The 23,745-nt window shown below is 61.2% G+C and carries 23 protein-coding genes; 19 read left to right on the top strand and 4 right to left on the bottom strand.

The window, feature by feature from the left end:
• Nucleotides 1-41: 41 nt before the first annotated feature.
• From SINAR_RS0102635 to SINAR_RS0102625, 3 genes are all read left to right on the top strand, one after another.
• Nucleotides 42-788: a DUF899 domain-containing protein gene (locus tag SINAR_RS0102635; protein WP_027997602.1), complete on the top strand. Its 747-nt coding sequence runs from the start codon at nucleotides 42-44 to the stop codon at nucleotides 786-788.
• 315 nt (nucleotides 789-1,103) lie between these two features.
• Nucleotides 1,104-1,310, top strand: a complete 207-nt coding sequence (locus SINAR_RS0102630; RefSeq protein ID WP_027997601.1) for a hypothetical protein — start codon at nucleotides 1,104-1,106, stop codon at nucleotides 1,308-1,310.
• Between the two features lie 54 nt (nucleotides 1,311-1,364).
• Nucleotides 1,365-1,622: a type II toxin-antitoxin system Phd/YefM family antitoxin gene (locus SINAR_RS0102625; RefSeq protein ID WP_027997600.1), complete on the top strand. Its 258-nt coding sequence runs from the start codon at nucleotides 1,365-1,367 to the stop codon at nucleotides 1,620-1,622.
• A 103-nt stretch (nucleotides 1,623-1,725) separates the two neighbouring features.
• Here SINAR_RS0102625 and SINAR_RS0102620 read toward each other — a convergent pair whose 3' ends face one another.
• Entirely contained in the window at nucleotides 1,726-3,762 is a 2,037-nt protein-coding gene (locus SINAR_RS0102620; protein WP_027997599.1) for an NADH:flavin oxidoreductase, read from the bottom strand.
• A 142-nt stretch (nucleotides 3,763-3,904) separates the two neighbouring features.
• On the opposite strand from SINAR_RS0102620, the gene SINAR_RS0102615 reads away from it, so the two are divergent.
• From SINAR_RS0102615 to SINAR_RS0102605, 3 genes are all read left to right on the top strand, one after another.
• Nucleotides 3,905-4,531, top strand: coding sequence for a TetR/AcrR family transcriptional regulator (locus SINAR_RS0102615; RefSeq protein WP_027997598.1), 627 nt, complete (start codon nucleotides 3,905-3,907; stop codon nucleotides 4,529-4,531).
• 90 nt (nucleotides 4,532-4,621) lie between these two features.
• Complete coding sequence (locus tag SINAR_RS0102610; protein WP_027997597.1) at nucleotides 4,622-5,623, top strand: ABC transporter substrate-binding protein; 1,002 nt, start codon at nucleotides 4,622-4,624, stop codon at nucleotides 5,621-5,623.
• Between the two features lie 98 nt (nucleotides 5,624-5,721).
• The gene (locus tag SINAR_RS0102605) at nucleotides 5,722-6,705 is read left to right on the top strand and encodes a L,D-transpeptidase family protein (RefSeq protein ID WP_027997596.1); all 984 of its coding nucleotides are present in this window, start codon (nucleotides 5,722-5,724) and stop codon (nucleotides 6,703-6,705) included.
• Between the two features lie 159 nt (nucleotides 6,706-6,864).
• Here SINAR_RS0102605 and SINAR_RS01000000132980 read toward each other — a convergent pair whose 3' ends face one another.
• Complete coding sequence (locus tag SINAR_RS01000000132980) at nucleotides 6,865-7,134, bottom strand: hypothetical protein (RefSeq protein ID WP_084616958.1); 270 nt, start codon at nucleotides 7,132-7,134, stop codon at nucleotides 6,865-6,867.
• Nucleotides 7,135-7,480: 346 nt separating this feature from the next.
• Here SINAR_RS01000000132980 and SINAR_RS0102595 point away from each other — a divergent pair, with 346 nt between their 5' ends.
• The 3 genes from SINAR_RS0102595 to SINAR_RS1000000137295 all read left to right on the top strand — a co-directional run bounded on the left by SINAR_RS0102595 (nucleotide 7,481) and on the right by SINAR_RS1000000137295 (nucleotide 10,912).
• Nucleotides 7,481-8,557, top strand: coding sequence for a porin (locus tag SINAR_RS0102595; RefSeq protein WP_027997595.1), 1,077 nt, complete (start codon nucleotides 7,481-7,483; stop codon nucleotides 8,555-8,557).
• A 338-nt stretch (nucleotides 8,558-8,895) separates the two neighbouring features.
• Nucleotides 8,896-9,573, top strand: coding sequence for a winged helix-turn-helix domain-containing protein (locus SINAR_RS0102590; protein WP_027997594.1), 678 nt, complete (start codon nucleotides 8,896-8,898; stop codon nucleotides 9,571-9,573).
• Nucleotides 9,560-10,912 (top strand): sensor histidine kinase, encoded by a 1,353-nt coding sequence (locus SINAR_RS1000000137295; protein ID WP_027997593.1) that lies wholly within the window; start codon nucleotides 9,560-9,562, stop codon nucleotides 10,910-10,912. The genes SINAR_RS0102590 and SINAR_RS1000000137295 overlap by 14 nt, the downstream gene beginning before the upstream one ends.
• Before the next feature lie 381 nt (nucleotides 10,913-11,293).
• Here the strand turns inward: SINAR_RS1000000137295 and SINAR_RS1000000138415 are convergent, their stop codons facing one another.
• Nucleotides 11,294-11,497, bottom strand: a complete 204-nt coding sequence (locus SINAR_RS1000000138415; RefSeq protein ID WP_234710559.1) for a hypothetical protein — start codon at nucleotides 11,495-11,497, stop codon at nucleotides 11,294-11,296.
• Nucleotides 11,498-11,763: 266 nt separating this feature from the next.
• On the opposite strand from SINAR_RS1000000138415, the gene SINAR_RS0102575 reads away from it, so the two are divergent.
• From SINAR_RS0102575 to SINAR_RS0102555, 5 genes are all read left to right on the top strand, one after another.
• Nucleotides 11,764-12,087, top strand: a complete 324-nt coding sequence (locus tag SINAR_RS0102575) for a hypothetical protein (RefSeq protein ID WP_027997591.1) — start codon at nucleotides 11,764-11,766, stop codon at nucleotides 12,085-12,087.
• A gap of 258 nt (nucleotides 12,088-12,345) precedes the next feature.
• Nucleotides 12,346-12,567 (top strand): heavy-metal-associated domain-containing protein, encoded by a 222-nt coding sequence (locus SINAR_RS0102570; protein WP_027997590.1) that lies wholly within the window; start codon nucleotides 12,346-12,348, stop codon nucleotides 12,565-12,567.
• Between the two features lie 227 nt (nucleotides 12,568-12,794).
• Nucleotides 12,795-15,278 (top strand): heavy metal translocating P-type ATPase, encoded by a 2,484-nt coding sequence (locus tag SINAR_RS0102565; protein ID WP_027997589.1) that lies wholly within the window; start codon nucleotides 12,795-12,797, stop codon nucleotides 15,276-15,278.
• 63 nt (nucleotides 15,279-15,341) lie between these two features.
• Complete coding sequence (cueR, locus tag SINAR_RS0102560; protein WP_027997588.1) at nucleotides 15,342-15,785, top strand: Cu(I)-responsive transcriptional regulator; 444 nt, start codon at nucleotides 15,342-15,344, stop codon at nucleotides 15,783-15,785.
• 26 nt (nucleotides 15,786-15,811) lie between these two features.
• On the top strand, nucleotides 15,812-18,031 hold the full coding sequence (locus tag SINAR_RS0102555; protein WP_027997587.1) for a copper-transporting P-type ATPase: 2,220 nt from the start codon (nucleotides 15,812-15,814) through the stop codon (nucleotides 18,029-18,031).
• 14 nt (nucleotides 18,032-18,045) lie between these two features.
• Here SINAR_RS0102555 and SINAR_RS0102550 read toward each other — a convergent pair whose 3' ends face one another.
• Nucleotides 18,046-18,492: a YqaA family protein gene (locus SINAR_RS0102550; RefSeq protein ID WP_027997586.1), complete on the bottom strand. Its 447-nt coding sequence runs from the start codon at nucleotides 18,490-18,492 to the stop codon at nucleotides 18,046-18,048.
• 259 nt (nucleotides 18,493-18,751) lie between these two features.
• Here SINAR_RS0102550 and SINAR_RS0102545 point away from each other — a divergent pair, with 259 nt between their 5' ends.
• The 5 genes from SINAR_RS0102545 (at nucleotide 18,752) to SINAR_RS0102520 (ending at nucleotide 23,735) form a co-directional block, all read left to right on the top strand.
• Entirely contained in the window at nucleotides 18,752-19,843 is a 1,092-nt protein-coding gene (locus SINAR_RS0102545) for a glycosyltransferase family 4 protein (RefSeq protein WP_027997585.1), read from the top strand.
• Between the two features lie 92 nt (nucleotides 19,844-19,935).
• A complete protein-coding gene (locus tag SINAR_RS0102540; protein ID WP_027997584.1) occupies nucleotides 19,936-20,568 on the top strand; it encodes an exopolysaccharide biosynthesis protein in 633 nt (210 codons plus the stop codon).
• Nucleotides 20,569-20,734: 166 nt separating this feature from the next.
• On the top strand, nucleotides 20,735-20,947 hold the full coding sequence (locus SINAR_RS0102535; RefSeq protein ID WP_027997583.1) for a hypothetical protein: 213 nt from the start codon (nucleotides 20,735-20,737) through the stop codon (nucleotides 20,945-20,947).
• A gap of 68 nt (nucleotides 20,948-21,015) precedes the next feature.
• Nucleotides 21,016-21,846 carry an N-formylglutamate amidohydrolase gene (locus SINAR_RS0102525; RefSeq protein WP_027997582.1) on the top strand — a complete coding sequence of 277 codons (831 nt, stop codon included), beginning with the start codon at nucleotides 21,016-21,018 and terminating at the stop codon, nucleotides 21,844-21,846.
• The gene (locus SINAR_RS0102520; protein WP_027997581.1) at nucleotides 21,843-23,735 is read left to right on the top strand and encodes a flavohemoglobin expression-modulating QEGLA motif protein; all 1,893 of its coding nucleotides are present in this window, start codon (nucleotides 21,843-21,845) and stop codon (nucleotides 23,733-23,735) included. The genes SINAR_RS0102525 and SINAR_RS0102520 overlap by 4 nt, the downstream gene beginning before the upstream one ends.
• Nucleotides 23,736-23,745 lie beyond the last annotated feature (10 nt).

Raw genomic sequence — 23,745 nt, 5'->3', positions numbered from 1 at the left:
GCACATAGATTGTCAAGCGCACAAACTGGAGGTGCCAAGCCATGACGAAACCAATGCACACGCCACCCGTCGTCTCGCCACAGGCTTGGGAGGCCGCGCGCCAGCAGCTGCTCATCAAGGAAAAGGCCCTGACCCGAGCGCGCGACGCGCTGGCCGCCGAGCGCCGGCGAATGCCGTGGATGGCGGTGGAGAAGGAGTATGCGTTCGAGGGACCAGCGGGCAAGGTCACCCTCGTCGACCTGTTCGATGACCGTCGTCAGCTGATCGTCTATCGCGCTTTCTTCGAACCGGGCGTATTCGGCTGGCCCGACCACGCATGCAGGGGCTGCTCCATGGTGGCCGATCAGGTGGCACACCTCGCCCACCTGAACGCCCGTGACACAACCCTCGTTTTCGTCTCGCGGGCACCCCAGGCGGATATAGCCCGGCTGAAGGCGCGCATGGGCTGGCAGATGCCCTGGTTCACGGTGACAGACAGCTTCGACGCTGACTTTGGAGTGGACGAGTGGCACGGCACGAACGTGTTCTATCGCGACGGCGACCGCGTGTTCCGTACCTATTTCATCAACAATCGCGGCGACGAGCAGATGGGCAGCACGTGGAACTATCTCGACATTACGCCGCTCGGCCGCCAGGAAGTCTGGGAAGACTCACCCGAAGGCTACCCTCAGACGCCCACCTACAAGTGGTGGAACTGGCACGACAGTTACGTCAAAGACGCCGAGCCGGACAAGAAGTGGGTCGAGGTATCGGACGCCGGAGAGGCGGCGTTCCGGAACAAGGACTAGCTCGCGACGAATTTAAGACCGGGTCGACCAGATACTCAGGCAAGCTTGCTGATACCGCATTCCTGTGCTCGCCGCAGGGATCCAGCCAGCCCAAGTCCTTGGGTTAAAGAACTCTTCCCGCGCCGCGGACGCGGCGCTGATCTCCTCTCCTCCCTGTGTCAAGCGCAGAGATGAGAGGCAGGACAGATTGCAGCCCCCCGATGCGGCTGCTAACAGACTGGAAAGGAAGCCGAAATTCGCTGTGACGTTAAGGTCGTGCCGGGGCCCCGCAAGATCAGCCGGGAGCCGGCGAATGATATGTAGCGGAGATGAAGCATGCGATTTTCATCGGACTACGAGCGCCAGATCAACGGCTACGGTCTCATAACAGCGCTCAATGCGACTCTCGGTCGCTATCCCGGTCAGGACGACGAAGACTTGATCGCCGTCATTCCGTGCGATTGGCGTCCCGACCCAAATACCGGCTTTGCAGAGGGGGCACTCCCCCTTTCGGCCCACCCAGGAAGCTTCAAGTCCTGTTAGGCTTACAAATAGTCAAATCATTCGTATAAATCGTCTTTACCAAGGAGGCGGCCGATGCAGAAATTCAGCACCGTCGACCTGCTGCGCAACATCAAGACCGTCACCATGGCGGCCGACCGTCAGCCGGTCGCCATCACGCAGCACCGCAAACCGCGCTACGTTCTCATGACCTACGACGAGTTCGAGGCAATGAAAAGCCGGGCCGATCCCCGGCGGGTCTATGCTGCGGGCGAAGCCCCGAAGGAGCTGGTCGATATCATCCTGCCCGAGCTGGACCGCCTTATCGCAGACGGACCGGACACCGATGGCTGATATCCCTGCCAACGGCTCTATCTTCCGTTATCCGGTATCTCTGGGCGTGGCAACGCGACAAGGGCGAAGCGGAAGGCCGAAAGGCCTGCGAACTTGCCCGGCGTCAGATATCCTTGAGAAGCCGAAGCGCGTCGTAGATTGCTGCATGCGTGTTGCGCGCGGCAACCGCATCGCCGATGCGGAAAAGCTGGAACTTGCCCTCGGGGTTGCGCACGACGGATTGCGGCTGCCCGGCGATCAGCTGGTCGTGCGCGATCTCACCCAGGTTGCTGGAGAAGGGCTTCAGCTCGAAATAGAGTTCGTCGAGCGGGATGGTCCCGTGATTGACGACCACCTGGTCGAACGTCCGCTGTTTGGAGACGCCGCCGTAATCGCTGCCCACATGAGCGATCAGTTGATTGCCGCTCTTCTCGACCGCTTCCAGCCGGTAGGTCACGGTAAAGGTGACATCCAGTTTCTGCAAAGATCGCATGTAGGGCACGAGGTTCATCGCCATGACTTCCGGCGCGAAGGAGCGGTCGGGCGTCATGATTTCGACCCTGGCACCGGAATTGGCGAGAAATTCGGCAGCCTGCAGAGCGGCATGGTCGCCGGCGTCATCGAAGATCAGGACGTTGCTGCCCGGCTTGGCATCGCCCGAAATGATATCCCAGGCAGAGACGACGAGTTCGTTGCCCCTCGACAGCACCTCCGAATGCGGAAGACCGCCTGTGGCGACGATGACGACGTCGGGTTTTTCCGCCTCAATGGTCTCCGCTTCCGCCCATGTATTGAAATGGAAGGTGACGCCCAGCTTTTCGCATTGGCTCATACGCCAGTCGATGATGCTGATCATTTCGCGGCGGCGCGGGCTCTGTGCGGTGAGGCGGATCTGGCCGCCGGGATCGCCGGCCGCCTCGAAAACGACCACTTCGTGGCCACGCTCCCCGGCCACGCGCGCCGCCTCGAGACCGGCGGGGCCGGACCCGATGACGACCACCTTCCTGCGGCGGTCTGCCTTGGCGATCGTGTGCGGCATCGTCAGCTCGCGTCCGGTCGCGGCATTATGGATGCAGTAGGCTGCACCGCCTTGATAGATGCGGTCGAGACAGTAGTTCGCCCCGACGCAGGGGCGAATGTCGTCCTCCCGCCTCTCGATGATCTTGCGGACGATGTGCGGATCGGTCATGTGGGCGCGTGTCATCCCGACCATGTCGACCTTGCCGGATGCGATCGCGTGGCGGGCGGTCGCGACGTCCGGGATCTTCGCGGCGTGGAAGGTTGGGAAGTTCGTGGCTGCGCGTATCTCGCCGGCGAAATCGAGATGCGGCGAATTGGCCATGCCCTGGATCGGGATCACATCCGTCAGGCCGGGGTCGGTATCGATATGGCCGCGGATGACGTTCAGATAGTCGATAAGCCCGCTTTCCTTCAGGCGTCTCGAGATTTCCAGGCCTTCCGCCTTGTCCGTCCCGCCGGGGAGGCATTCATCGGCTGTGTATCGCACGCCCAGGATGAACTCGTCTCCGACCCGCGCCCGGATCGCCCTCAGAACGTCGAAACAGAAGCGCATGCGGTTGTCCAGCGAGCCTCCGTAAGGGCCGTCGAGTTCGTTGGTCAATGGCGAGGCGAACTGGTCGATGAGGTGGCCATAGGCCTCCAGTTCGACGCCGTCCATGCCGCCGGCCTTCATGCGCTCGGCCGCATCGGCGAAATCCTTGATTATCCTTTCGATGTCCCAGTCTTCGATCTTCTTGGGGAAGGCGCGATGCGCCGCTTCGCGGTGATGAGAGGGAGCGACGACCGGAAGCCAATCGCCCTTGTCCCACCGCGTGCGCCGGCCGAGATGCGTGAGTTGGATCATGATCGCCGCCCCCTCCTCGTGCACGGCATCGGTCATCTCTCTTATCCACGGCACGATCTCGTCCCTGTAGGCGAGCAGATTGTTGAAGACCGGCGGGCTGTCCTTCGAGACCGCCGCCGAACCGGCGGTCATCGTCATTGCCACGCCGCCCCGCGCGCGCTCCACCGTATAGGCGCGATAGCGCTCCTTCGGCATGCCGTCCTCCGGATAGGCCGGCTCGTGTGCCGTCACGATGATGCGGTTGCGCAGCGTCAGGTGCTTCAGCTGGTATGGTTGAAGGAGAGGATCGTTCGGCATCTGCGGGGCTCCGGCTTGGATGTGTCGGCAGCGTAGGTGAAAATGTACACATGTGTCAACAAATCAGGCATTGCAGTCACGGCAAGAGACACTGATGTACATTTTTCTTGCGAGGTATCCTTCGATTTGCTAAACAGCGACGATGGAGCAGATCACGAGCGACAGCGGCTGGCGCGGTTCCCCGGATGTCTGGCTTGGAGCGGCCTACGAATCCCTGCTCGAGTCTGGCATCGACGCGGTGAAGATCCAGCCGCTTGCGAAGAAGCTCAATCTTTCGCGGACGAGCTTCTACTGGTTCTTTAAGGACCGCGAGGAACTGCTCGACAGGCTCGTCTCGCGCTGGCGCGAAAAGAATACCGGCAACCTGGTAAGGCAGTCCGAGGCCTATGCGGAGACGATTGCCGAAGCGATGCTCAACGTTTTCGATTGCTGGCTTGATGGCAGCCTGTTCGACTCGCAGTTCGAGTTCGCGGTGCGAAGCTGGGCCCTGCAGTCGCCTGAAATTCTTGCGGAAGTCCAGCGCGCCGATCAGCAGCGGCTCGATGCGCTCACGCGCATGTTCCTGCGGTTCGGGCATGACGAGGCGCGGGCCGATGTGCGTGCGCGCACGATCTATCTCGTGCAGATCGGCTATATCTCGATGCAGACGAAGGAAGATATATCCGTGCGGATGAAGCGTATCCCGGAATATGTCGAGATCTTCACCGGTCAGGTGCCGGAGCAAAGAGAGCTTGACCGCTTCTTCGCCCGGCATGGCTACTCCGGATAGCGCAAGGCGGGGAAACGAGGGGTAAGGAGCGGGATACGCGGCACCCTGCTCTTTCGATAACGCGCCGCCAAAAGAAGAGGGAACAGTGCAATGACGAAGCTGCTTGCATCGACATGTCTGATGCTTGGCCTTATCGCAGGTGCATCGGTATCGAATGCGGCCGAGTGCGGGAGCGTCACTATCGCCAGCATGAACTGGCAGAGTGCCGAGGTCCTCTCCAACCTGGACAAGTTCATTCTCAACGAAGGCTACGGCTGCAGTGCCGAGATCACGATCGGCGACACCGTGCCGACGATCACCTCCATGGCCGAGAAGGGCCAACCCGATATCGCGCCGGAAGCATGGATCGACCTCCTGCCCGATGTCGTCAAGAAGGGCCAGGACGACGGTCGTATCATCACAGTCGGCTCCCCGCTGCCGGACGGCGGCGTCCAGGGATGGTGGATCCCCCAGTATCTCGCCGACGCACACCCTGACATCAAGACGATCGGCGACGCGCTGAAGCAGCCTGAGCTCTTTCCTGCCCCCGAAGACCCCAGCAAGGGCGCGATCCTGAACGGACCGCAGGGCTGGGGCGGCACGGTGGTGACGACGCAGCTTTTCAACGCGTTCGACGGCGAGAAAGCGGGCTTCACCCTGGTTGACACCGGCTCTGCCGCCGGCCTGGATGGCGCCATCGCCAAGGCCTATGAACGCAAGGAGGGTCTTCTTACCTATTACTGGTCTCCGACCGCCCTGCTCGGCAAATACAAGATGGTCAAGCTGGACCCCGGCGTGCCGCACGACGCGGCCGAATGGAAGCGCTGCAACACCGTGGTCGATTGCCCCGACCCCCAGCCGAACGCATGGCCGGTCGATACGATCGTGACGCTGGTCGCCAAGCCCTTCTCCGAGCGGGTCGGCCCCGAGGTCATGGACTATCTGACCAAGCGCTCCTGGAGCAACGATACCGTCAGCCGGCTCATGGCCTGGATGACCGACAATCAGGCCAGTGGTGAAGAAGGTGCGAAGCGCTTCCTCGAAGAGAACGAGGACCTCTGGATCAAGTGGGTCTCGCCTGAGGCCGCCGAGAAGATCAAAGCGGCGCTCTGACGGCCTAGCGCCCTTGCGGCGTGCAACACGCACGCCGCATCCACCTCCGAGAGCAAGGAAATCAACCGGCGGAACAAGTCGGGCGGGCTGTCCATTTGATGTTCATGAAGAACATCATCTTTATCGCAACCGCCCTGTCATTGGGCCTCCACTCGACCGCCAGTGCTCAAGAACTGCAGCCGCAAGCGATCAATAATGCTCCGATTGCCACAATCGGGCCGGAACGGCCGCCGAAGGAACCGCCTCACCCGGATCCCGCCATCATCCATCTCCAGGTTCTCCTGGACCGCGCGGGATCCTCTCCCGGGGTGATCGACGGCTACTACGGCGAGAACGTCTCCAAGGCCGTTGCGGGTTTCGAAGCCATGCACCGTCTTCCCGTCGATGGAAAGCTGGACCCCGAGGTCGTCAGCCGGCTCCCGCAGGACCAGCCTGCCATTCAGTCCTATGTCATCACGGAAGACGACGCCAAGGATCTCGTCGATGCGATCCCCCACGACTATTCCGAGCAGGCCAAGATGGATCATCTCGGCTACACAAGCGTCGAGGAGAGATTGTCCGAGCGGTTTCACATGGACATCGACCTCCTCAAGACGTTGAATCCGGCGTCGTCATTTACCGTCGGGGAGACGGTTTGGGTTGCAAAGCCCGGCGTCGCGAAGGAAGGCGCGGTCAAAAGGATAGAAGTGCGCAAGCGAACGGGGCAAGTTCTGGCATTCGCCGAAGATGGTTCGCCGCTCGCTGCGTATCCCGCCTCCATCGGCAGCGAAGCGTCCCCCTCCCCCACGGGCACCCACAAGGTCAAAGGGGTCGCGCGCATGCCGCCTTACGAATACGACCCCGACGTCAATTTCAAGCAGGGCGGCAACGACAAGGCGCTGACCCTTCCCAAGGGGCCCAATAATCCGGTGGGAACCGTCTGGATCGATCTGACGGAGCCCACCTATGGAATCCATGGGACACCCGAGCCGTCCTTGATCGATAAAGCTCAGTCACACGGCTGCGTTCGCCTGACGAACTGGGACGCGGAGGAACTGGCGGCGATGGTCAAGCCAGGGGTGGTCGCCGAGTTCACCGACTGAATCTTCGCCTCCTCAGACAATTCGAGACCCGGCCGAAGCGATCTGGGAGGAGCCGGATCTCGCATCATTTTTCAAGAGCGTTCGCCCCGCCGGGTGAGCAGCGCTTATGATCGCACCACCCACCCTCTCAGGTGCTGCCCCTGCTACGCAACCGAACGCTCAACGGCTGAGCGACGTCCGGCTCCATTCCGCCCTGGGATTGGTAATAAAGACGGTACCAAGCCGGCTGTTGGTCCGCTCGACCTTTCCATTGTCGAGCACACGGAAGGTTACATCGGGGTCGGACTTGGATCGCGCCGTATCGCCCGGCATGCCGTGACCGGCGACGATTCTGCCGAGCAAAGTCGTTGAAGTCACTCCGTTTCTTGCAAGTGCAGGCGTGCCGATAACGGTAATGAGAACAGCCGCAATGGCGATCGTAGCTTTCATCGTTTTATCCTCGTTGTGACATTGCGTCATCGCAACGGGGATAAGCTAAATCACAAGAATATCTCCTGCCTTTCGCAATCATTACAAATAAGTAAAGTCGTGTCCATCTAATATTATATGACAAGTTAATACTCACATATAAGCGGCACAGATTGCGATATCAACTATTATTGCGAGATCGTTACATAACTGTGACCGCCTCTTTTCGGTGTGACTGAAATGCAACGTTCGGATCGGCAATCATAACCTTACACGGCTGTAAATTTCATGAAAACGTGCTGAGAATCTAGGCGAGCCAATTGGGGCGGCCCCGGCAACGCGGGGAGTCGTTCTATTGAGGTGAAAAATGAAATCGATCCAACTCGCCGCGCTAGCAGCCCTTGCAGCGTCAACTTCCACTTACGCATATGCAGCGGATGCCGTCGTCGCGGCTGAGCCGGAGCCAATGGAATATGTCCGGGTGTGCGATGCATTCGGCAAAGGCTATTTCTATATCCCAGGTACGGAAACTTGCCTCCGTATCAGCGGTTACATCCGCGCCGAAACTAGAGCCGGCGAAGCTCTCGGCCGCGACTCCGATCGTGATGGCTACGGCGATTCCTTTGACGCGCGCTCCCGCGCACTCCTGGGCTTCTCAACCGCTTCGGATACCGAATACGGCGCTTTGAAGACCTATGCTGAAATCCGCTTCGATTACCATGGCGGCTATGGCGGTCCGTACTTCGCCTCCTCGGGCACCGGTTCGACGCCTCAGACGTGGTTCTATTTCGGGTATATCGATTTCGCCGGCTTCCAACTCGGTGCGGGCGAGTCGAACTTCACTGTCTTCGGCGACTATGCGGGCAACGTGATGAGCGACTGGTTCACCAAATACGGACCGTTCCAGACCAACTACATCGCCTACAACTACGATGGGGGCAACGGTCTGACGGGCGTCATTGCCCTCGAAGACGACAACGGCACCGGCAAAGGCTATCTCCCCGACTTCGTACTCGGTGCCGGCTACACGATGGGGCAGTTTGGGATAAAAGTCATAGGCGGCTACGACGAGTCGATGAACGAAGGCGCAATCAAGGCCCGGCTTGACGGCGAGTTCGGAGGCTTCTCCGCCTTCCTGATGGGAGGGTGGAGCACGGACGGTGACCGTAGGGAGGTCAGGGCCCGGTACGGCTCGAACCGCTACGCCACCTGGGAAGGCGACTACGCGATCTGGGGCGGTTTCTCCGCGCCCCTGTCGGAAAAGTCGACATTCAACACGCAGCTCTCTTACGACCAGCGTAAGAATTTTGCCGCCGTCGCGAACGTGGAGTTCGAAATCGTCGAAGACCTCGAGTTTACACCGGAACTCGTTTACACGGATGGTTTCGCACCGGACAAGGGCAGTTCCTGGGGGGGTATGCTTCGCCTCCAACGCAGCTTCTAAACCAAAGACTGGGCGAGTTGCTCGCCCAGTCTTCACCCTGCTGCAGACCGGGCCGCCTCTTCCCCTCAATTACCGTCGCTCGTCCGCCCGATGCGGACCAGCGCCAAATTCGACCGCACGGGAAACGATCGGGAGGCTGCAGCGCGGCGCCAAATCAAAGGTAAATGTGAAGCGGCAGTTCAATAGTTAAGACAGCCAGCTTTCAACGGCTCCACTCGCATATTACAAATTTGTGAACGAAGTTTCTCAGCTTTTATGTCCATAACTGTCGACCAATCATGGAATAGTCCTGCAATGCAGCTTACATGCGGGCCGGCTGCGCAACCGAGAGAGTTGATATGAAAATTCTTCTGCTTGAGGATGACGGAAAAACTGCCTCCTATATTACGACGGGTCTCACGTCCGCGGGACATGCGGTGGACCACGTAACGGATGGCCGTGACGCGTTCGCGCTCGGACTGGACTCCTCCTATGAGGTGATGATCGTCGACAGGATGGTCGCTGGCCTGGACGGGCTTAGTCTGGTCAAGGCGCTGCGGTCAGCCGGTATCCCCGTGCCCGTGTTGTTCCTGACCGCAATGAACGGCATCGATGACAGAGTGGAGGGCCTTGACGCCGGGGCGGACGATTATCTCGTCAAACCCTTTGCATTCTCGGAGCTGATGGCGCGTATCGGCGCACTGAGGCGCCGGCCACCGCTGTCGCAGGAAAAGACCCGTTTGAAAGTCGCCGATCTTGAGATCGATCTTGTGCGTCGCACGGCGGAAAGGGGCGGGCAGTCTATAGAACTACTCCCCCGTGAGTTCTCTTTGCTGGAACTGCTGATGCGCAATGAGGGAAGAATTCTGACCAAAACGATGCTCCTGGAGCGGATCTGGAACTTCAACTTCGATCCGCAAAGCACCGTGGTCGAGACGCACATCAGCCGCCTGCGTGCGAAAATTGACAAGCCGTACAGCAGGCCACTCCTTCACACGTTGCGAGGTGCCGGATACTCGCTTCATGCCAGGCAGTAGTTTTTTTCTCAGGAGCACGGCCCTCAAGCATGCGGCAGTTTACATGCTGCTGTTTACGCTGGCCAATCTGAGCGCCAACGTCATTGCCCACCGCATGGTCCTGAACTTCCTGGACGAGCGCTTGAATGCGAGCGTGCTGGAGAGATTTCGCGAGATCTCGCTGACCTTCGAAGCCGGGGGCATCGATGCAGCCGTGGCAATGATCAAAAACCACGGGCCGGCGATCCGGGGCCAGGAGACTATCTACAATCTAAGAGACGGGGCCGGCAAGCTTTTGGCGGGAAACACGGAGTTTCCTACGCCCGCCAAGGGCTTTTCGGGCCTGCTCCCTTCCCAGGCAGACAAGAACGCAATCGCCTACAAGCTTTATCGCCGGGAGCTCGGCCCCTACGACCTGACGGTGGGCGTCAGCTACAATGACACCGAAAAGCTTACGAGAACCGTGACGACCAGCTTCGCATGGGCGACCGGGATCACGTTTATCCTCGGGATGGGCGGAGCCATTCTGGTCTCGGTGCGCCTGCGTCGACGCGTCAGTCGTCTGATCCAGATCGCGCATGCCATAGGTAACGGCGAGCTGTCGCGAAGGCTGCCAGTATCTCCTCACATGGACGAAATCGACCATTTGTCGACAGAGTTCAACGTCGCCATCGGTCAACTGGAATCAAGCGTGACGGCTCTGAAGCAGGTCACGACCGATATTGCACATGATTTGAAGACTCCCCTCGGCCGCGTTTTCCTGATGCTCGACGAAGTGCTGAATTCTTCCCAGCAGCAGACCCGCCACCCCGCCATCGAAGCCGCCTTGGCGGAACTGTCCAGCGTTTCAGCCACCTTCGACGCCCTCCTGCGGATCGCGCAGATCCAGTCCCGGGACAGGAAAGCAAATTTCCGGCGCATCGACCTGCAAGTCTTGCTCCTGGACGTATTCGATGCATTCAAGCCGATATCCGAGGAGGGAGGATATGGATTGTCGTTGGACTGCCAAGATTCCGGCTTCATCTTCGGCGATGCGGATCTGGTGAAGCAGCTTTGCGTCAATCTTCTCACCAACGCGTTTCGCCACACTCCTCCCGGAACGGCTGTCGAAATCACGCTTTCCCGCGACGCGGAATGGGTGAAGCTGATCGTTTCGGACAATGGCCCGGGCATACCGCCTGCGGAACGGACGAAGGTTTTCCGACGGTTTTACCGGCTCGACAAAACGCGCGGTTCACCGGGAACCGGATTGGGCCTGAGCCTGGTAAGAGCCATTACGGATCTGCATGGCGGGGAGGTCGTCCTGTCCGACAATTCTCCCGGGCTTGTCTGCACAGTGAGCTTTCCGGCCGCAATCTGATCCTCTGCCTGCGGACCGGCCGAGTTTTTCCTGCCACTGAGAATCGTTGTCTAACTTCATCCGGCGGCGCGCGGAACGGTGTTGGTCCGCTGGACGTTTTCGAAACAGCCGCGGAGTTTGAATATTTGTAAACTTGCTGAGCAGCTGGCTCAAAGTGAGCTTGCTAAACCTAACATCGGGATACGGAGAAGGAACCCTGCCAGACCGTTTCCAAATGCCGTCTACCCAAGAGCTGACCTCCTTGGGTAGACGGTGACTGGACTCCAGCACCCCTCATCTGACTGCATTGCCAAGACCACGCGATAAGTGTCCGCATCTCGGGCAATCGCATGGCGCGGCGTCAAAGAGTGAGAGCGTCCGGCCGACGTTTGGCGGCCGATGCTACCGCCACCAAGGCCCCATGCCGACCGCGCCGAGGCAGGCATTGACCAACAAAGCGACGTCGGTGCCGAACCGTTCCATCAGGATGGAGAAGACAATGGGTGCCTTCGCGCCCGCCGCCAGCAGTGCGGCGGCCATTCTTCCCGTTATCGCAGCATAGCCGGCCGATCCGAACAGCCGGAGCGGAAGCGATTCCTGTGCCATGCTGTCGATGCCCGGTCCGAGACCGAGACAGATCGCGAAGACCACAGCCCCGGGGCAACCGGATACCGGAAAGACCGAGGACGACGACACCCGCCAAGACGAGCGTGGCGGACAGGGTTGCAAGCATGGGTGGCAGCAAGTTTGCGCTCAAACCATGTGCAAGTGCCGAGGGAAGCAACCTCAAATCCCCGGATAGCGTAAACCATGGAACGAACGGGCCTGCCGATTGGTTTCACACATCCGATCAGAGATAGATGGAGGCTATAATGAAGGTACTCGCTACCATCCTCACAGCCATTTCCATTGCGGGCCTCGCATCGGGCGCAGCCACAGCCGCCTGCAAAGACGGGGTTTCGACGGACACGACCGCATCCATCAATGCCGACAAGCCCGGCATAGCCAAGGACGGCACCAAGGCGCCGCTGACCGCGGCGGACAATGCCGCCAGCAAGGACGGCCAAACGATGCCCTTGGCAAACCAGCAGGGCGGAGGCGACAAAGACCTCGCTACGTCACAGCAGGACGCCGAAGCTCAGCAGTCAGGCGAGCAGACCGCAGCCGCGAAATCGGACGATTGCGTCGTCGAATGAAGCAGCGGCCACCAGGGCCGGCCGGCCGATGTTTGGCCAGAGCGTTTCCGCGTTTCTCGAAATCGCGGAAACGGCCGGCTCTTTGTTCGCTGCGCACCGACCGGCCGATCTGGTCGAAGCCTGGAGGCGACTGACCGGACGCAGACATCTCCGTCCAACTCGCAATAAAAGCCCGGAAGAAAAAGCCGCGCGCTCCCTTGACCCTGCCATCGTTGGAAGATTCATGCTGTGGCGGTTTCCTAAGGCAAGGGTGTCTCCATGTACAAACTCAACATATCCGACATGACCTGCAGCCACTGCGCCAGCACGGTCGAGAAGGCGGCGAAAGCCGTCGATCCGAAGGCGAACGTGACCGTAGATCTCCAAACGAAAACAGCGTCGATCGACTCCGACATCGGTTCTGCTGCCTTCGCCGCTGCCATTGAAGATGCCGGCTACAAGGTGTCCTTCGGCAACTCCTGCTGCGGCCAGGGCGCCTGAAATTGCCCCTGCGCTGCCCGTCAGACTGGAGGAACCGTGACGATCTTCCGTCCAGGAGCGGGCTGCCGCAACGAGCCGGATCGCTTCCCCTTCTCCCCGGCGGTGAAGCGATCCGGCACATAGGGTTAGGCACCTGAGGCCGAGCGGCGGAAGAAAATTCGTAAGGGCGGTTGACCTTCCCATTGTTGGAAGGATTATGAAGGGTGCAGTTTGGAAAGGACATTCCGATGACTGCACTGCCTCAGATCGACAAATCCACGTCAACTGCGATCGCCACTGACTTCGGCATTGAAGGCATGACCTGCGCGTCCTGCGTCCGACGCGTCGAAATGGCCATCGCGGCGGTGCCGGGCGTCGCCTCTGCGAATGTCAACCTGGCTACGGAGAGAGCAACGGTTCAATTCGATCGGGAACCGGACCCTGCGTCGGTACTCCGTGCGATCGAGAAGGCGGGCTATGCGCCGAAGGTCAGCTCTGAGGAATTCCAGATCGAAGGCATGACCTGTGCCTCCTGTGTTTCCCGCGCAGAGAAGGCGCTGAAGGCCCTTCCCGGTGTTTTGGATGCAGCCGTGAATCTTGCGACGGAGAAGGCGACAGTGCGCCTGATTTCCGGAGCAGTCGACATGCCCGCCCTCGAAGCCGCGGTGCGGGGTGCCGGATACGAGATCAGCAAGGCGAAGCCTGCCGAAGTCTTGCCGGAAGAAGAGGATCATCGCGCGGCAGAGCTCAGGTCTCTCAAATCCGCGGTGACCATCTCGGCGCTGATGACGCTTCCGCTCTTCCTGCTCGAAATGGGATCACACTTTATTCCGCGCGTCCATGAGCTGATCATGGGCACAATCGGCATGCGCAACAATCTCTACCTTCAGTTCGCGCTCGCAACGCTTGTGCTGTTCGGACCGGGACTGCGCTTCTTCAGGAAAGGCGTGCCCAACCTTCTGCGTCGAACGCCCGACATGAACTCGCTGGTCGTCCTCGGGACGAGCGCGGCCTGGGGCTATTCGGTCGTCGCGACCTTCGCCCCCCGAATTCTGCCCTCGGGAACGGCGAATGTGTATTACGAGGCCGCCGCCGTCATCGTCACCCTGGTTCTCGTCGGCCGCTATCTCGAGGCACGGGCGAAGGGCCGCACGAGCCAGGCCATCAAACGGCTCGTCGGGCTGCAGCCGAAGACGGCTTTCGTCTTGCGCAGCGGCGACTTCGTCGAGGCTCAAATCAGCGAGGTCGTTGCCGGCGACGTCATTCGCATCCGGCCCGGCGAGAAAATCCCGGTGGACGGCACGGTCATCGATGGGAGCTCCTATGTCGACGAATCGATGATCACCGGCGAGCCCCTTGCGGTCCAGAAGGAAGCGGAAAGCCCGGTGGTCGGCGGCACGATCAACAGGACCGGGTCCTTCACCTTCAAGGCCACCAAGGTCGGCAGCGAAACGCTGCTTGCGCAGATCATCAAATTGGTCGAAGCCGCCCAAGGTTCGAAGCTGCCGATCCAGGCCCTGGTCGACAGGATTACGGGATGGTTCGTTCCGGCGGTGATTCTGGCCGCGGGGTTGACTTTTGCTGCCTGGTTCGCCCTCGGTCCCTCCCCTGCCCTCTCATTCGCCCTCGTGAATGCTGTGGCGGTCCTGATCATCGCCTGCCCCTGTGCGATGGGCCTGGCGACACCGACCTCGATTATGGTCGGTACCGGCCGCGCCGCCGAACTGGGCATCCTCTTCCGCAAGGGAGAGGCTCTGCAGAGCCTGCGCGATGCCGGTGTAGTCGCGCTCGACAAGACCGGGACTTTGACGAAGGGCCGCCCGGAACTGACGGACCTCGTCGCCGCAGACGGCTTCGAGCCCGACGAAGTACTCTTCCTCGTCGCTAGTCTCGAAATGCTTTCCGAGCACCCGATTGCCGAAGCCATCGTGTCGGCGGCCCGTGCCAAGGGAGTCGCGACGGCTGCCCCCACCGGCTTTGAAGCGACGCCCGGCTTCGGCGTAAGCGGAACTGTGGCCGGGCGCCAGGTGCAGGTCGGCGCCGACCGCGCGCTTGCAAAGAAGGGGATCGACATTTCCGGTTTCGCGGCCGAGGCCGAGCGGCTCGGCGCCAGCGGAAAATCGCCGCTCTATGCGGCGGTCGACGGGCGGCTGGCGGCGATCATCGCAGTGTCGGACCCGGTCAAGGAAACGACGCCCCAGGCGATCAAGTCCCTGCACGAGCTCGGCCTGAAGGTGGCCATGATTACAGGGGACAACCGCCGCACGGCGGAAGCGATCGCCAGAAGGCTCGGCATTGACGAGGTTGTCGCCGAGGTCTTGCCGGAAGGCAAGGTCGAGGCGATCAGAAAGCTTCGACAGGACGGCCGGTCGGTGGCGTTCATCGGCGACGGCATCAATGATGCTCCGGCTCTCGCCGAAGCGGATGTCGGCATCGCCGTCGGGACGGGAACCGACATCGCGATAGAAAGCGCAGACGTCGTGCTGATGTCCGGCGACTTGAACGGCGTTGCGAAGGCGATCGCGCTCAGCAAGGCGACGATTCTGAACATCAAGCAGAATCTGTTCTGGGCATTCGCCTATAACGTCAGTCTCATACCGGTCGCAGCCGGCGTCCTCTACCCCATGAACGGCATCCTGCTCTCGCCGATTTTCGCGGCAGCGGCCATGGCGATGTCGAGCGTTTTCGTCCTCGGCAATGCTTTGCGGCTGAAATCGGCCAACCCTACCTGAAGGCGCAGGCGCGAGGGCGACCGGCCGCGGCCGCAAGCCACGCTCGCAGAGAAGGAGAAACACATGAATATCGGCGAAGCCTCCAAAGCCAGCGGCGTCTCCTCCAAGATGATCCGCTACTACGAACAGATCGGGCTCATCAGTCCCGCCGTTCGAACCGTATCCAGCTATCGGACTTACGGCGACAACGACGTCCATACGCTTCGCTTCGTGCGCCGGGCACGCGATCTGGGATTCTCGGTGGAGCAGATCAAGGAACTGCTTGCCCTCTGGCGCGATCGGTCCAGGGCGAGTTCCGACGTCAAGGCGGTCGCCCTCGAACACATCGCGGAACTGGAACGCAAGATTGCCGCCATCCAGGAAATGACGCGGACGCTAAAGCATCTCGCGGGCCATTGTCACGGCGACGACCGGCCGGACTGCCCGATCATCGAAGAAATCGCGAACGGATCCGCCCCGTTGAATACGGAGGTCAATCCTCGCTTCGGCGTCGCCTCGCTGAAATAGCGTCCAATTCCGGAATGGAGACTTCGATGGAAGATCAAAAACAGCATGGGGATCCACACCACCATCACCACCATAATGCCCAGGACGCGAACCAGGCCCGCACGCAAAAGCACGCGGTCGCTGCTCAGACAGAGGACGCGATCTACACCTGCCCCATGCATCCGCAGGTGAGGCAGCGCGGCCCCGGAAAATGCCCGATCTGCGGCATGGCGCTGGAGCCGGAAATCGTGACCGCCGAAACAGGTCCGAGCCCGGAACTCGCCGACATGCGTCGGCGATTCTGGATCAGCCTCGTCCTCGCGATGCCTGTGCTGATACTGGAGATGGGCGGTCACCTCTTCGATCTTCATATGCTGGTCACACCGCAAACGTCCAACTGGCTGCAGCTTGTCCTTGCCACGCCGGTGGTCCTGTGGGGAGGCTGGCCATTCTTCGACAGGGCATGGCGATCCCTCGTCACGCGACACCTCAACATGTTCACGCTGATCGCCATGGGCACGGGAGCGGCCTGGGTCTACAGCGTCATCGCGACGGCAGCGCCCGGCCTGTTCCCGGCAACGTACCGTTCCGGCGGCGGGGCCGTTGCGGTCTATTTCGAAGCGGCTGCCGTGATTACCGTGCTGGTCCTGCTCGGCCAGGTTCTGGAGCTGCGCGCCCGGGAACAGACGGGCGGCGCCATCAGGGCATTGCTCGACCTTGCGCCGAAGACTGCTCGTCGCATCGAAGGTGAAGGGAACGAAGTGGACGTACCGCTGGAAACTGTGGCCGTCGGTGACCGGCTGCGCGTGCGGCCGGGCGAGAAAGTCCCTGTGGACGGCACGCTCATCGAAGGCCGCAGTTCGGTGGACGAGTCGATGATCACAGGCGAATCCATGCCCGTCACCAAAGAAGCCGGCGCCCACCTCATAGGCGGCACGATGAACAAGACAGGTGGCTTCGTCATGGAGGCGGGCAAGGTGGGACGCGATACCATGCTGTCGCGGATCGTGCGGATGGTCGGGGAAGCGCAGCGCTCGCGCGCGCCTATCCAGCGTTTGGCCGACCAAGTCTCCGGCTGGTTCGTCCCAGCCGTCATCGCGATCGCCATCGCCGCCTTCGCCACCTGGATGTGGCTCGGACCGGAGCCGCGGTTTACTCACGGCCTTGTCGCCGCTGTCGCGGTGCTCATCATCGCCTGCCCCTGCGCCCTCGGTCTTGCCACGCCGATGTCGATCATGGTCGGCGTAGGGCGTGGAGCGCGGCTTGGCGTGCTCATCAAGAATGCGGAGGCACTGGAGCGGTTCGAGAAAGTGGACACGCTGGTGGTCGACAAGACAGGAACGCTGACCGAGGGCAAGCCAAGGGTAACGTCGATCGTCGCGACCGACGGCCTGGCCGAGGACGAGCTTCTCCGATTCGCCGCAAGCCTCGAAAAGGCGAGCGAGCATCCGCTAGCAGAAGCAATCGTCGACGCCGCGGCAGAGCGCGGCCTGTCCCTCGGCAAGGCGGAAGATTTCGACAGCCCGGTCGGCAAAGGCGTCACGGGTTCGGTCGACAGCCGGAAGCTGATCATCGGCAGCCACCGGATCATGGAAGAAGAAGGCGTCGACGTGTCGGCTCTCAGGAAAGAGGCCGAACGTCTTCGCGGCGAAGGAGCAACCGTCATCTTCGTGGCCATCGACGGGCGTGTCAGCGGTCTCTTCGCGATTTCCGATCCCATCAAGCCGACGACGCCCGATGCCGTTCGAACGTTGATGAATGAAGGCATTCGGGTCGTCATGCTCACCGGAGACAACAAAACCACCGCCAATGCCGTCGCACGCAAGCTCGGGATCGAAGAGGTCGAGGCCGAAGTGCTTCCGGATCATAAGAGCGAAATCGTTGCGCGCCTGCGTCGTGAGGGCCGAATCGTCGCCATGGCTGGGGACGGGGTTAACGACGCGCCCGCTCTCGCCGCGGCCGATGTCGGCATTGCCATGGGTACCGGGACGGACGTGGCGATCGAAAGCGCAGGCGTGACCCTGCTCAAAGGAGACCTCCAGGGAATCGCGCGGGCACGGCAATTGAGCCATGCAACGATGAAGAACATCCGGCAGAACCTGTTTTTCGCCTTCATATACAACGCTGCGGGAGTCCCGGTCGCCGCAGGCATTCTCTACCCTGTTTTCGGCCTCCTGCTGTCGCCGATCATCGCGGCAGCGGCAATGGCGCTATCATCCGTGAGCGTCATCGCCAATTCGCTGCGGCTGAGGGGCATCCGGATATAGCTGACGCAAGCGCATCAGAAGCCGAGAACGGCTCTGGCGCCGAGGGTAGCCGCGGCAAGGAAGACGTATCGGCCTGTCTTGGCGATGGCGACGAGTATGAGGAAGGACCAAAACGGCTCGCGCAACACGCCGGCGATGACCGTCAAGGCATCGCCGAACAGGGGCATCCAGGAGAGAAGCAGCGTCCAGCGGCCATAACGCCGATACCATCGGCCTGCCCTCTCCAGCGACGCCTCCTTCACCGGGAACCATGGCCTGTCGTGAAAACGATCGATGAACCTCCCGAGGAACCAATTGCACACGGCCCCCAGGATATTGCCGACGCTCGCCACGGCGATAAGTGCCGGAAGGGAGAACTTGCCTGAAGCGAGCAGACCCACCAGCAACGGCTCGGACTGGAACGGCAGGACGGTAGCCGCCCCGAAAGCGACCAGAAAAAGGCCGACGTAGGCTGCAATCATGGGCGTTCAGGTCTCTTCACTGGTCGACACTCTTTCGATCTGGCCCGTTCCATCATGCCACCCATAGTGGCGTGCGCGGCTTCCCTGTGGCCCATGGCTGCCTCAATGCAGCCGCAGGTGCGTATGCGTGGCCCACCTCTGCAAGCACAGCTGGAACTCCGGAACAAGAGCGGCTCTCCGGCAATTGTGCAGGCTGAGAACATCCTTCGTATCGCCGAGGGGCGTCCTGCCGGCGCCGCTCGTTATCGGGAGTTGAGCGATGAAAATTGCGCAGATCGCACCCCTTGCAGAACGCGTCCCGCCGAGGCTTTACGGGGGGACGGAACGAATCGTCCATTGCCTTACCCAGGAACTCGTAAGGCTCGGCCATGACGTGACCCTTTTTGCCAGCGGCGACTCGCTTACGAGCGCCGAACTGGTGCCGTGTTGCGATGTCGCGCTCAGACTCAATCCGAAAGTGAGCGATTTTCTGCCCCATCACATAGCTATGCTGGAAGAGGTCCGCCGCCGCGCGCATGAGTTCGACGTCCTGCATTTTCATATCGAGTTCCTGCATTTTCCGCTGATTAGAGATTTCGCCGACAGGACGGTGACGACACTTCATACACGTCTCGATCTCCCCGATCTGCAGCCCTTCTACCGGGCATTCGCCGATGTTCCCCTGGTTTCGATATCGCAGCACCAGCGAGTACCGATGCCACCGGTCAATTGGAGGGCCACCGTGCCGCATGGACTGGACCCGACGGTCTTGCCGCTCCGGGAAAGGCCATGCGAAGGGTATCTGGCATTTCTCGGGCGCATTGCGCCGGAGAAGGGTCCTGACCGCGCGATCGAAATCGCCGCACGGACCGGCATGCCTCTGAAGATCGCTGCGAAGATCGACGCCCAGGACCGCGCCTATTGGGAAGCGGTCGTCGAACCTCTGATAGCAAGCCATTTCAACGTCGAGTACATCGGCGAGATCGATGAAAGCCAGAAGGCAGACTTTCTCGGCAATGCGGCAGCACTCCTTTTCCCGATCAGCTGGCCGGAGCCTTTCGGACTCGTGATGATCGAGGCAATGGCCTGCGGCTCTCCGGTGCTGGCCTTCCGCTATGGCTCGGCGCCGGAGGTGATCGAAGACGGCGTGTCGGGGATCCTGGTCGACACGGTCGAGCAAGCGGTCGAAAACCTCGATCGCGTCCTGAAACTGGACCGGCGAAAGGTTCGTGAGAGCTTCGAGAAACGTTTCACCAGCGCGCGGATGACGCGTGACTATATCGGTGTCTATCAGAGTTTGCCGGGCGTCCAGAAGCAGGGCGCCTCGACCGAGCAAGACGAACCCAAAAAAGTCGGCCTCGAGGCGGCGTGAGGGACGCGTGAACGACCGATACGATTTTTCGCGTGCTATTTAGCGGACCCGCCTGACGCGAACAATGGAACCGCGTCAGGCGTTATCGATTCATGAAGGCTCGCCCCATGGATGCTGCCCGGTCAGGCGGTCGGCGCGACAGAAAGGACGCTGCATCGATCGGCGCTCTCGCCGATGCGCTCGTCGCCGGCGCGGCCAGGCAGCCGTCTTTATCGCTTGGCGAATTGTTGCTTCTGATAGGCGATCGGAGTTTCGGTGCCGTCCTGGTCCTGGCGGCGGGTGCGAACCTGTCTCCGGTCGGAGTGATTCCGGCGGCGTCCACGGTCCTCGCTGCGGTCGTTGCCTTCGTTTCGCTGCAGATTGTCGCCGGCCTGCGGCATATCTGGATGCCGCGATTTCTGCGTCGGAAGACTCTCTCCCGCCGGGCCGTCGATGTAACGGGCCGGACGATGAAGAAGTGGTCGCGATGGCTGGATCCGTGGCTGACGCGCGGCCTGCGCCGGCTGACCGCAAGGCCATTCGACCGGCTTGCGGGCCTGGTCTGCATCTTTCTGGCGATGCCCGTTCCGCTTCTGGAATTCGTCCCCTTCGTCACGAATGTTCCGATGACGATCATTGCCATATTCGGCCTCGGGCTGTTGGTCAGAAACGGGTTCCTGATGGCGCTCGGCTTCGCTGCAAGTCTCGCCGTGGCCTATTTGGCCTACCGGCTTCTGACGTCCTGACGACCGGTCGCCTAGTTGTCGGTGGCAGACCCTATTCTGGTCCCGGCCGGCAAAACCGCGAGTAGATCAAGATGCAATGGACCGGGGATCGTCCAGGAGCCCGGAGCGTTTTCGAATATGTGGCAGCCGGCTGGCGTTCCGAAATCTCAAGACCTGGAGTACAGCCATGGAAATGACGAACGCGCGTAAACTTGCAACTGAGTACCTGCGCCTCGGCGGCCATCGCCGGGTGGTGATCGACGATAACCAGACGTCGATCAGAAATTGGGAAGAGGAACCCAAGGAGGCGGAGGACTTCTGGAAGAGGAACATCGAAACGCTGCCGCCGCAAATGCAGCGAGAAGTCGAGCTCCTCCTTCCGACGATCAATCGCGCCTGAAGCGCGCCTGGAACCGAATTCGCCATTCGGAATTGTAATCCGTAAACGCGCCTGCGGAAGCGAAGGACATGACTCTTGCTCCAGAGCCGTTGGTGGATTTGGCACCACCCGCTCCATCCGCTTGGTGGACGCAGCACCGTGGCGACACACCCGTCGTGGCGACCGCCATACACAATGGCCATGCCGCTCGCGATGCGGTGCGGCGCATATTCGCGCTATCCGAAAGCGAGCGCCTGCGGGAGGAGGATCCCTTCACAGAATTCCTGATCCGCGACTTCGCCAATCGGATCGTTGTCCACCGCTCGCGGTTCGAAGTCGACATCAATCGCCCCCGCGGCGGCGCCATCTACCTGCGGCCGGAACAGGCCTGGGGTCTTAAAGTATGGAGTGAGGACCCGCCGCAGGCCCTCGTCGACGCATCCCTTTCCATACACGACGAGTACTATCAGATGCTGACATCGTTCCTCGCCGGCATCGAACGGTGCCACGAAAGCTTCGTCGTCCTCGACGTCCACAGCTATAATCATCGCCGTGCCGGACCGGAAGCGGAGCCGACGCTCGCGGCCGAAGCACCGGACATCAACATCGGCACCATCTCGATGGACCGCCGAAAATGGGCCTACGTGGTCGACAGCTTCATGGCCGCGCTGCGCTCCTTCGATTTCCCCGGCGGGCCATTGGACGTGCGCGAGAACGTTGCCTTTCAGGGCCGGGGCGAACAGACCCGCTTCATCCATGAGCGCTTCCCCGACACGGGTTGTGCAATCGCCGTCGAATTCAAGAAAGTCTTCATGGAGGAATGGACCGGCGAGCCGCGCCCCGAAATGCTTGTGGCGTTCAGGAGATTGCTCGCCTCGACGCTGCCGACACTCGTACAGGCGTTGGAGCAGGGTCGATGAAGCCGGCGCGCGCACCTATGGACGCTGAAGCCAATCATCCTCACTGGCTGGCAGAGGCGCTGGCGGCAATCTCGGCGGACAGGGCCGTGCGCAAGGAGTTCGAGGGCGGCGGACGCCTCCACATCGACCGAGCCCTGCCCTTTCTCTGCGTGCACTTGTCCCCAAGTGGCGATGCGCCTGTTGCGCGCGAAGTCGTCCGCGCGAACGCCTCCCACCTGCTCGCGCCGGACGCCACCGCGGCGATGCCTGTCGTCACCGCCGTCGGAGAACTGCTCGAGCGTCGCTTCGGCGCCTTCATGGTCCTTGAGATAGGCGAACTCGCCGAGGATGACCTCCTGACCGACAAGGCTCCTTTGCTGCCACCCTTCAAGGTCGACGTGATGGCAGGTAGCGAGCCAAGTATCCGGACCGCAGCAATGGCCTTCGTCGATGCCGTCGAGGCAATCCAAGCCAAATTCCGCACGCCACGGGTAGAGCTTCGAGAACGGCCGCAGGATTTTGGATGGAAGGGAGAAGCGCTCGAACTGCCATTTGCCTTGATGCGGGTTCGTTTCGCGCCGATCTACCGGCAGCGCGACTCCGGCCGGATCTTCCCGGAAGTGCGCGAGCGTCTGATCGCCGGCATCTTCGATGCCGCTCTGCACGCTTTCGCGGCCTTTGCCCGGTCGACGGGCAGCCTCGAAGTTCCGACCCATCGCGCGCTCGGCAGGCAGGCCTTCATCGATGCGGTGGAGCGCACCGACCGCAGCATCGACGAGGTTGCTTCGAGTTTCGATTTTCTTCTCGCCGTCACGCCGATAAATGCGGAAGCCGCCTGGAGCGAATTTGCGGCAAGCGCCTTCGCGCGTGCGCCCCGTTTCCTCTATCGGCCCTTGCTCATCGACATCGCAGAGGCAAAGAAGAAGCTCTTCTCGATCCCCTTCGAGCATCTCGAAGACCCGGTGCTCTACCAACTCTACCGTGAAAAGCAGCAGGAACTCGATCTGCAGCTGACGATGCTCGCGGCCCGTGAAACGACGAAGTTCGTCGAGTTCGGTCGGGCACTTTACGGTCCGGTCGAGCCGAGTCTTGTACGTGCGGCCGAAGAGATTCTCGCCCGCAGCCGGAACGTCGCCGTCGCCCCACAGACACCCACGACCGCACCCCATGCCGACAGCCGAATTGTCGAAAGCCGGGCGCGCGAGATGATCGCCGCATATGCCCGGCGCTATGCGGGCTTCGATGCGCTGGTAGAGGTGCGGGACGACCTTCCTGCCGGATTGCTCGTTTCAGGAAGGCGGCTGCTGATCGCGCGCAGCACGATCATGGAGCCCGGTCGCGTCGAACCGATTCTCAGCCATGAGATCGGCGTTCACCTCCTGACCTATTTTAACGGATCGGCACAGGGCCTTCGCCTGTTTCGCTCGGGTCTTGCCGGGTATGAAGGAATGCAGGAGGGTCTTGCGGTCTTCGCGGAGTATCTTTCGGGAGGAATGACGCGCGAGCGGCTGCGTCTCCTTGCCGCTCGTGTGCTCGCCTGCGCCGCCATGATCGATGGGGCGTCATTGCCGGAGGTCTACCGCCGGCTCGTCCACGACCACGGCTTCTCAGGTGCGGACGCCTTCAACGTGGCCTTGCGCGTTTATCGCGGCGGTGGTCTCGTCAAGGACGCGATCTACCTGCGGGGCCTCCTGCAGCTGCTCGATCATCTCGCCGCCGGAGGCGCGCTCGAGCCCTTCTGGATGGGCAAGATCGCCGCTTCCCATTTTTCCGTCATGCAGGAACTGCACGCTCGTGGGCTGCTCGGCGGCCCGGCTGTTCGCCCGATATTTCTCGGTGGCCCGGAAGCGCCGTCGCGGCTTGCCAGAGCGCGCGAGCGGCTGGCTCCACTCGATATGCTGTGGCAATAGGAGCGGCCCA

The sequence above is a fragment of the Sinorhizobium arboris LMG 14919 genome, assembly GCF_000427465.1.
Lineage (GTDB): Bacteria > Pseudomonadota > Alphaproteobacteria > Rhizobiales > Rhizobiaceae > Sinorhizobium > Sinorhizobium arboris.
Note: the sequence above shows the minus strand (reverse complement) of the source record. Positions and strands in the feature narration are given on the sequence as shown.

Coding starts and splice junctions, on each gene's coding strand:
- SINAR_RS0102525 (WP_027997582.1), top strand. CDS start 21,016: ATGACTCTTGCTCCAGAGCCGTTGGTGGATTTGGCACCACCCGCTCCA.
- SINAR_RS0102520 (WP_027997581.1), top strand. CDS start 21,843: ATGAAGCCGGCGCGCGCACCTATGGACGCTGAAGCCAATCATCCTCAC.
- SINAR_RS0102630 (WP_027997601.1), top strand. CDS start 1,104: ATGCGATTTTCATCGGACTACGAGCGCCAGATCAACGGCTACGGTCTC.
- SINAR_RS0102575 (WP_027997591.1), top strand. CDS start 11,764: ATGAAGGTACTCGCTACCATCCTCACAGCCATTTCCATTGCGGGCCTC.
- SINAR_RS0102625 (WP_027997600.1), top strand. CDS start 1,365: ATGCAGAAATTCAGCACCGTCGACCTGCTGCGCAACATCAAGACCGTC.
- SINAR_RS0102615 (WP_027997598.1), top strand. CDS start 3,905: ATGGAGCAGATCACGAGCGACAGCGGCTGGCGCGGTTCCCCGGATGTC.
- SINAR_RS1000000138415 (WP_234710559.1), bottom strand. CDS start 11,497: ATGGCACAGGAATCGCTTCCGCTCCGGCTGTTCGGATCGGCCGGCTAT.
- SINAR_RS01000000132980 (WP_084616958.1), bottom strand. CDS start 7,134: ATGAAAGCTACGATCGCCATTGCGGCTGTTCTCATTACCGTTATCGGC.
- SINAR_RS0102550 (WP_027997586.1), bottom strand. CDS start 18,492: ATGATTGCAGCCTACGTCGGCCTTTTTCTGGTCGCTTTCGGGGCGGCT.
- SINAR_RS0102540 (WP_027997584.1), top strand. CDS start 19,936: ATGAAGGCTCGCCCCATGGATGCTGCCCGGTCAGGCGGTCGGCGCGAC.
- SINAR_RS0102635 (WP_027997602.1), top strand. CDS start 42: ATGACGAAACCAATGCACACGCCACCCGTCGTCTCGCCACAGGCTTGG.
- SINAR_RS0102590 (WP_027997594.1), top strand. CDS start 8,896: ATGAAAATTCTTCTGCTTGAGGATGACGGAAAAACTGCCTCCTATATT.
- SINAR_RS0102555 (WP_027997587.1), top strand. CDS start 15,812: ATGGAAGATCAAAAACAGCATGGGGATCCACACCACCATCACCACCAT.
- SINAR_RS0102620 (WP_027997599.1), bottom strand. CDS start 3,762: ATGCCGAACGATCCTCTCCTTCAACCATACCAGCTGAAGCACCTGACG.
- SINAR_RS0102610 (WP_027997597.1), top strand. CDS start 4,622: ATGACGAAGCTGCTTGCATCGACATGTCTGATGCTTGGCCTTATCGCA.
- SINAR_RS0102595 (WP_027997595.1), top strand. CDS start 7,481: ATGAAATCGATCCAACTCGCCGCGCTAGCAGCCCTTGCAGCGTCAACT.
- cueR (WP_027997588.1), top strand. CDS start 15,342: ATGAATATCGGCGAAGCCTCCAAAGCCAGCGGCGTCTCCTCCAAGATG.
- SINAR_RS0102565 (WP_027997589.1), top strand. CDS start 12,795: ATGACTGCACTGCCTCAGATCGACAAATCCACGTCAACTGCGATCGCC.
- SINAR_RS0102545 (WP_027997585.1), top strand. CDS start 18,752: ATGAAAATTGCGCAGATCGCACCCCTTGCAGAACGCGTCCCGCCGAGG.
- SINAR_RS1000000137295 (WP_027997593.1), top strand. CDS start 9,560: ATGCCAGGCAGTAGTTTTTTTCTCAGGAGCACGGCCCTCAAGCATGCG.
- SINAR_RS0102570 (WP_027997590.1), top strand. CDS start 12,346: ATGTACAAACTCAACATATCCGACATGACCTGCAGCCACTGCGCCAGC.
- SINAR_RS0102605 (WP_027997596.1), top strand. CDS start 5,722: ATGTTCATGAAGAACATCATCTTTATCGCAACCGCCCTGTCATTGGGC.
- SINAR_RS0102535 (WP_027997583.1), top strand. CDS start 20,735: ATGGAAATGACGAACGCGCGTAAACTTGCAACTGAGTACCTGCGCCTC.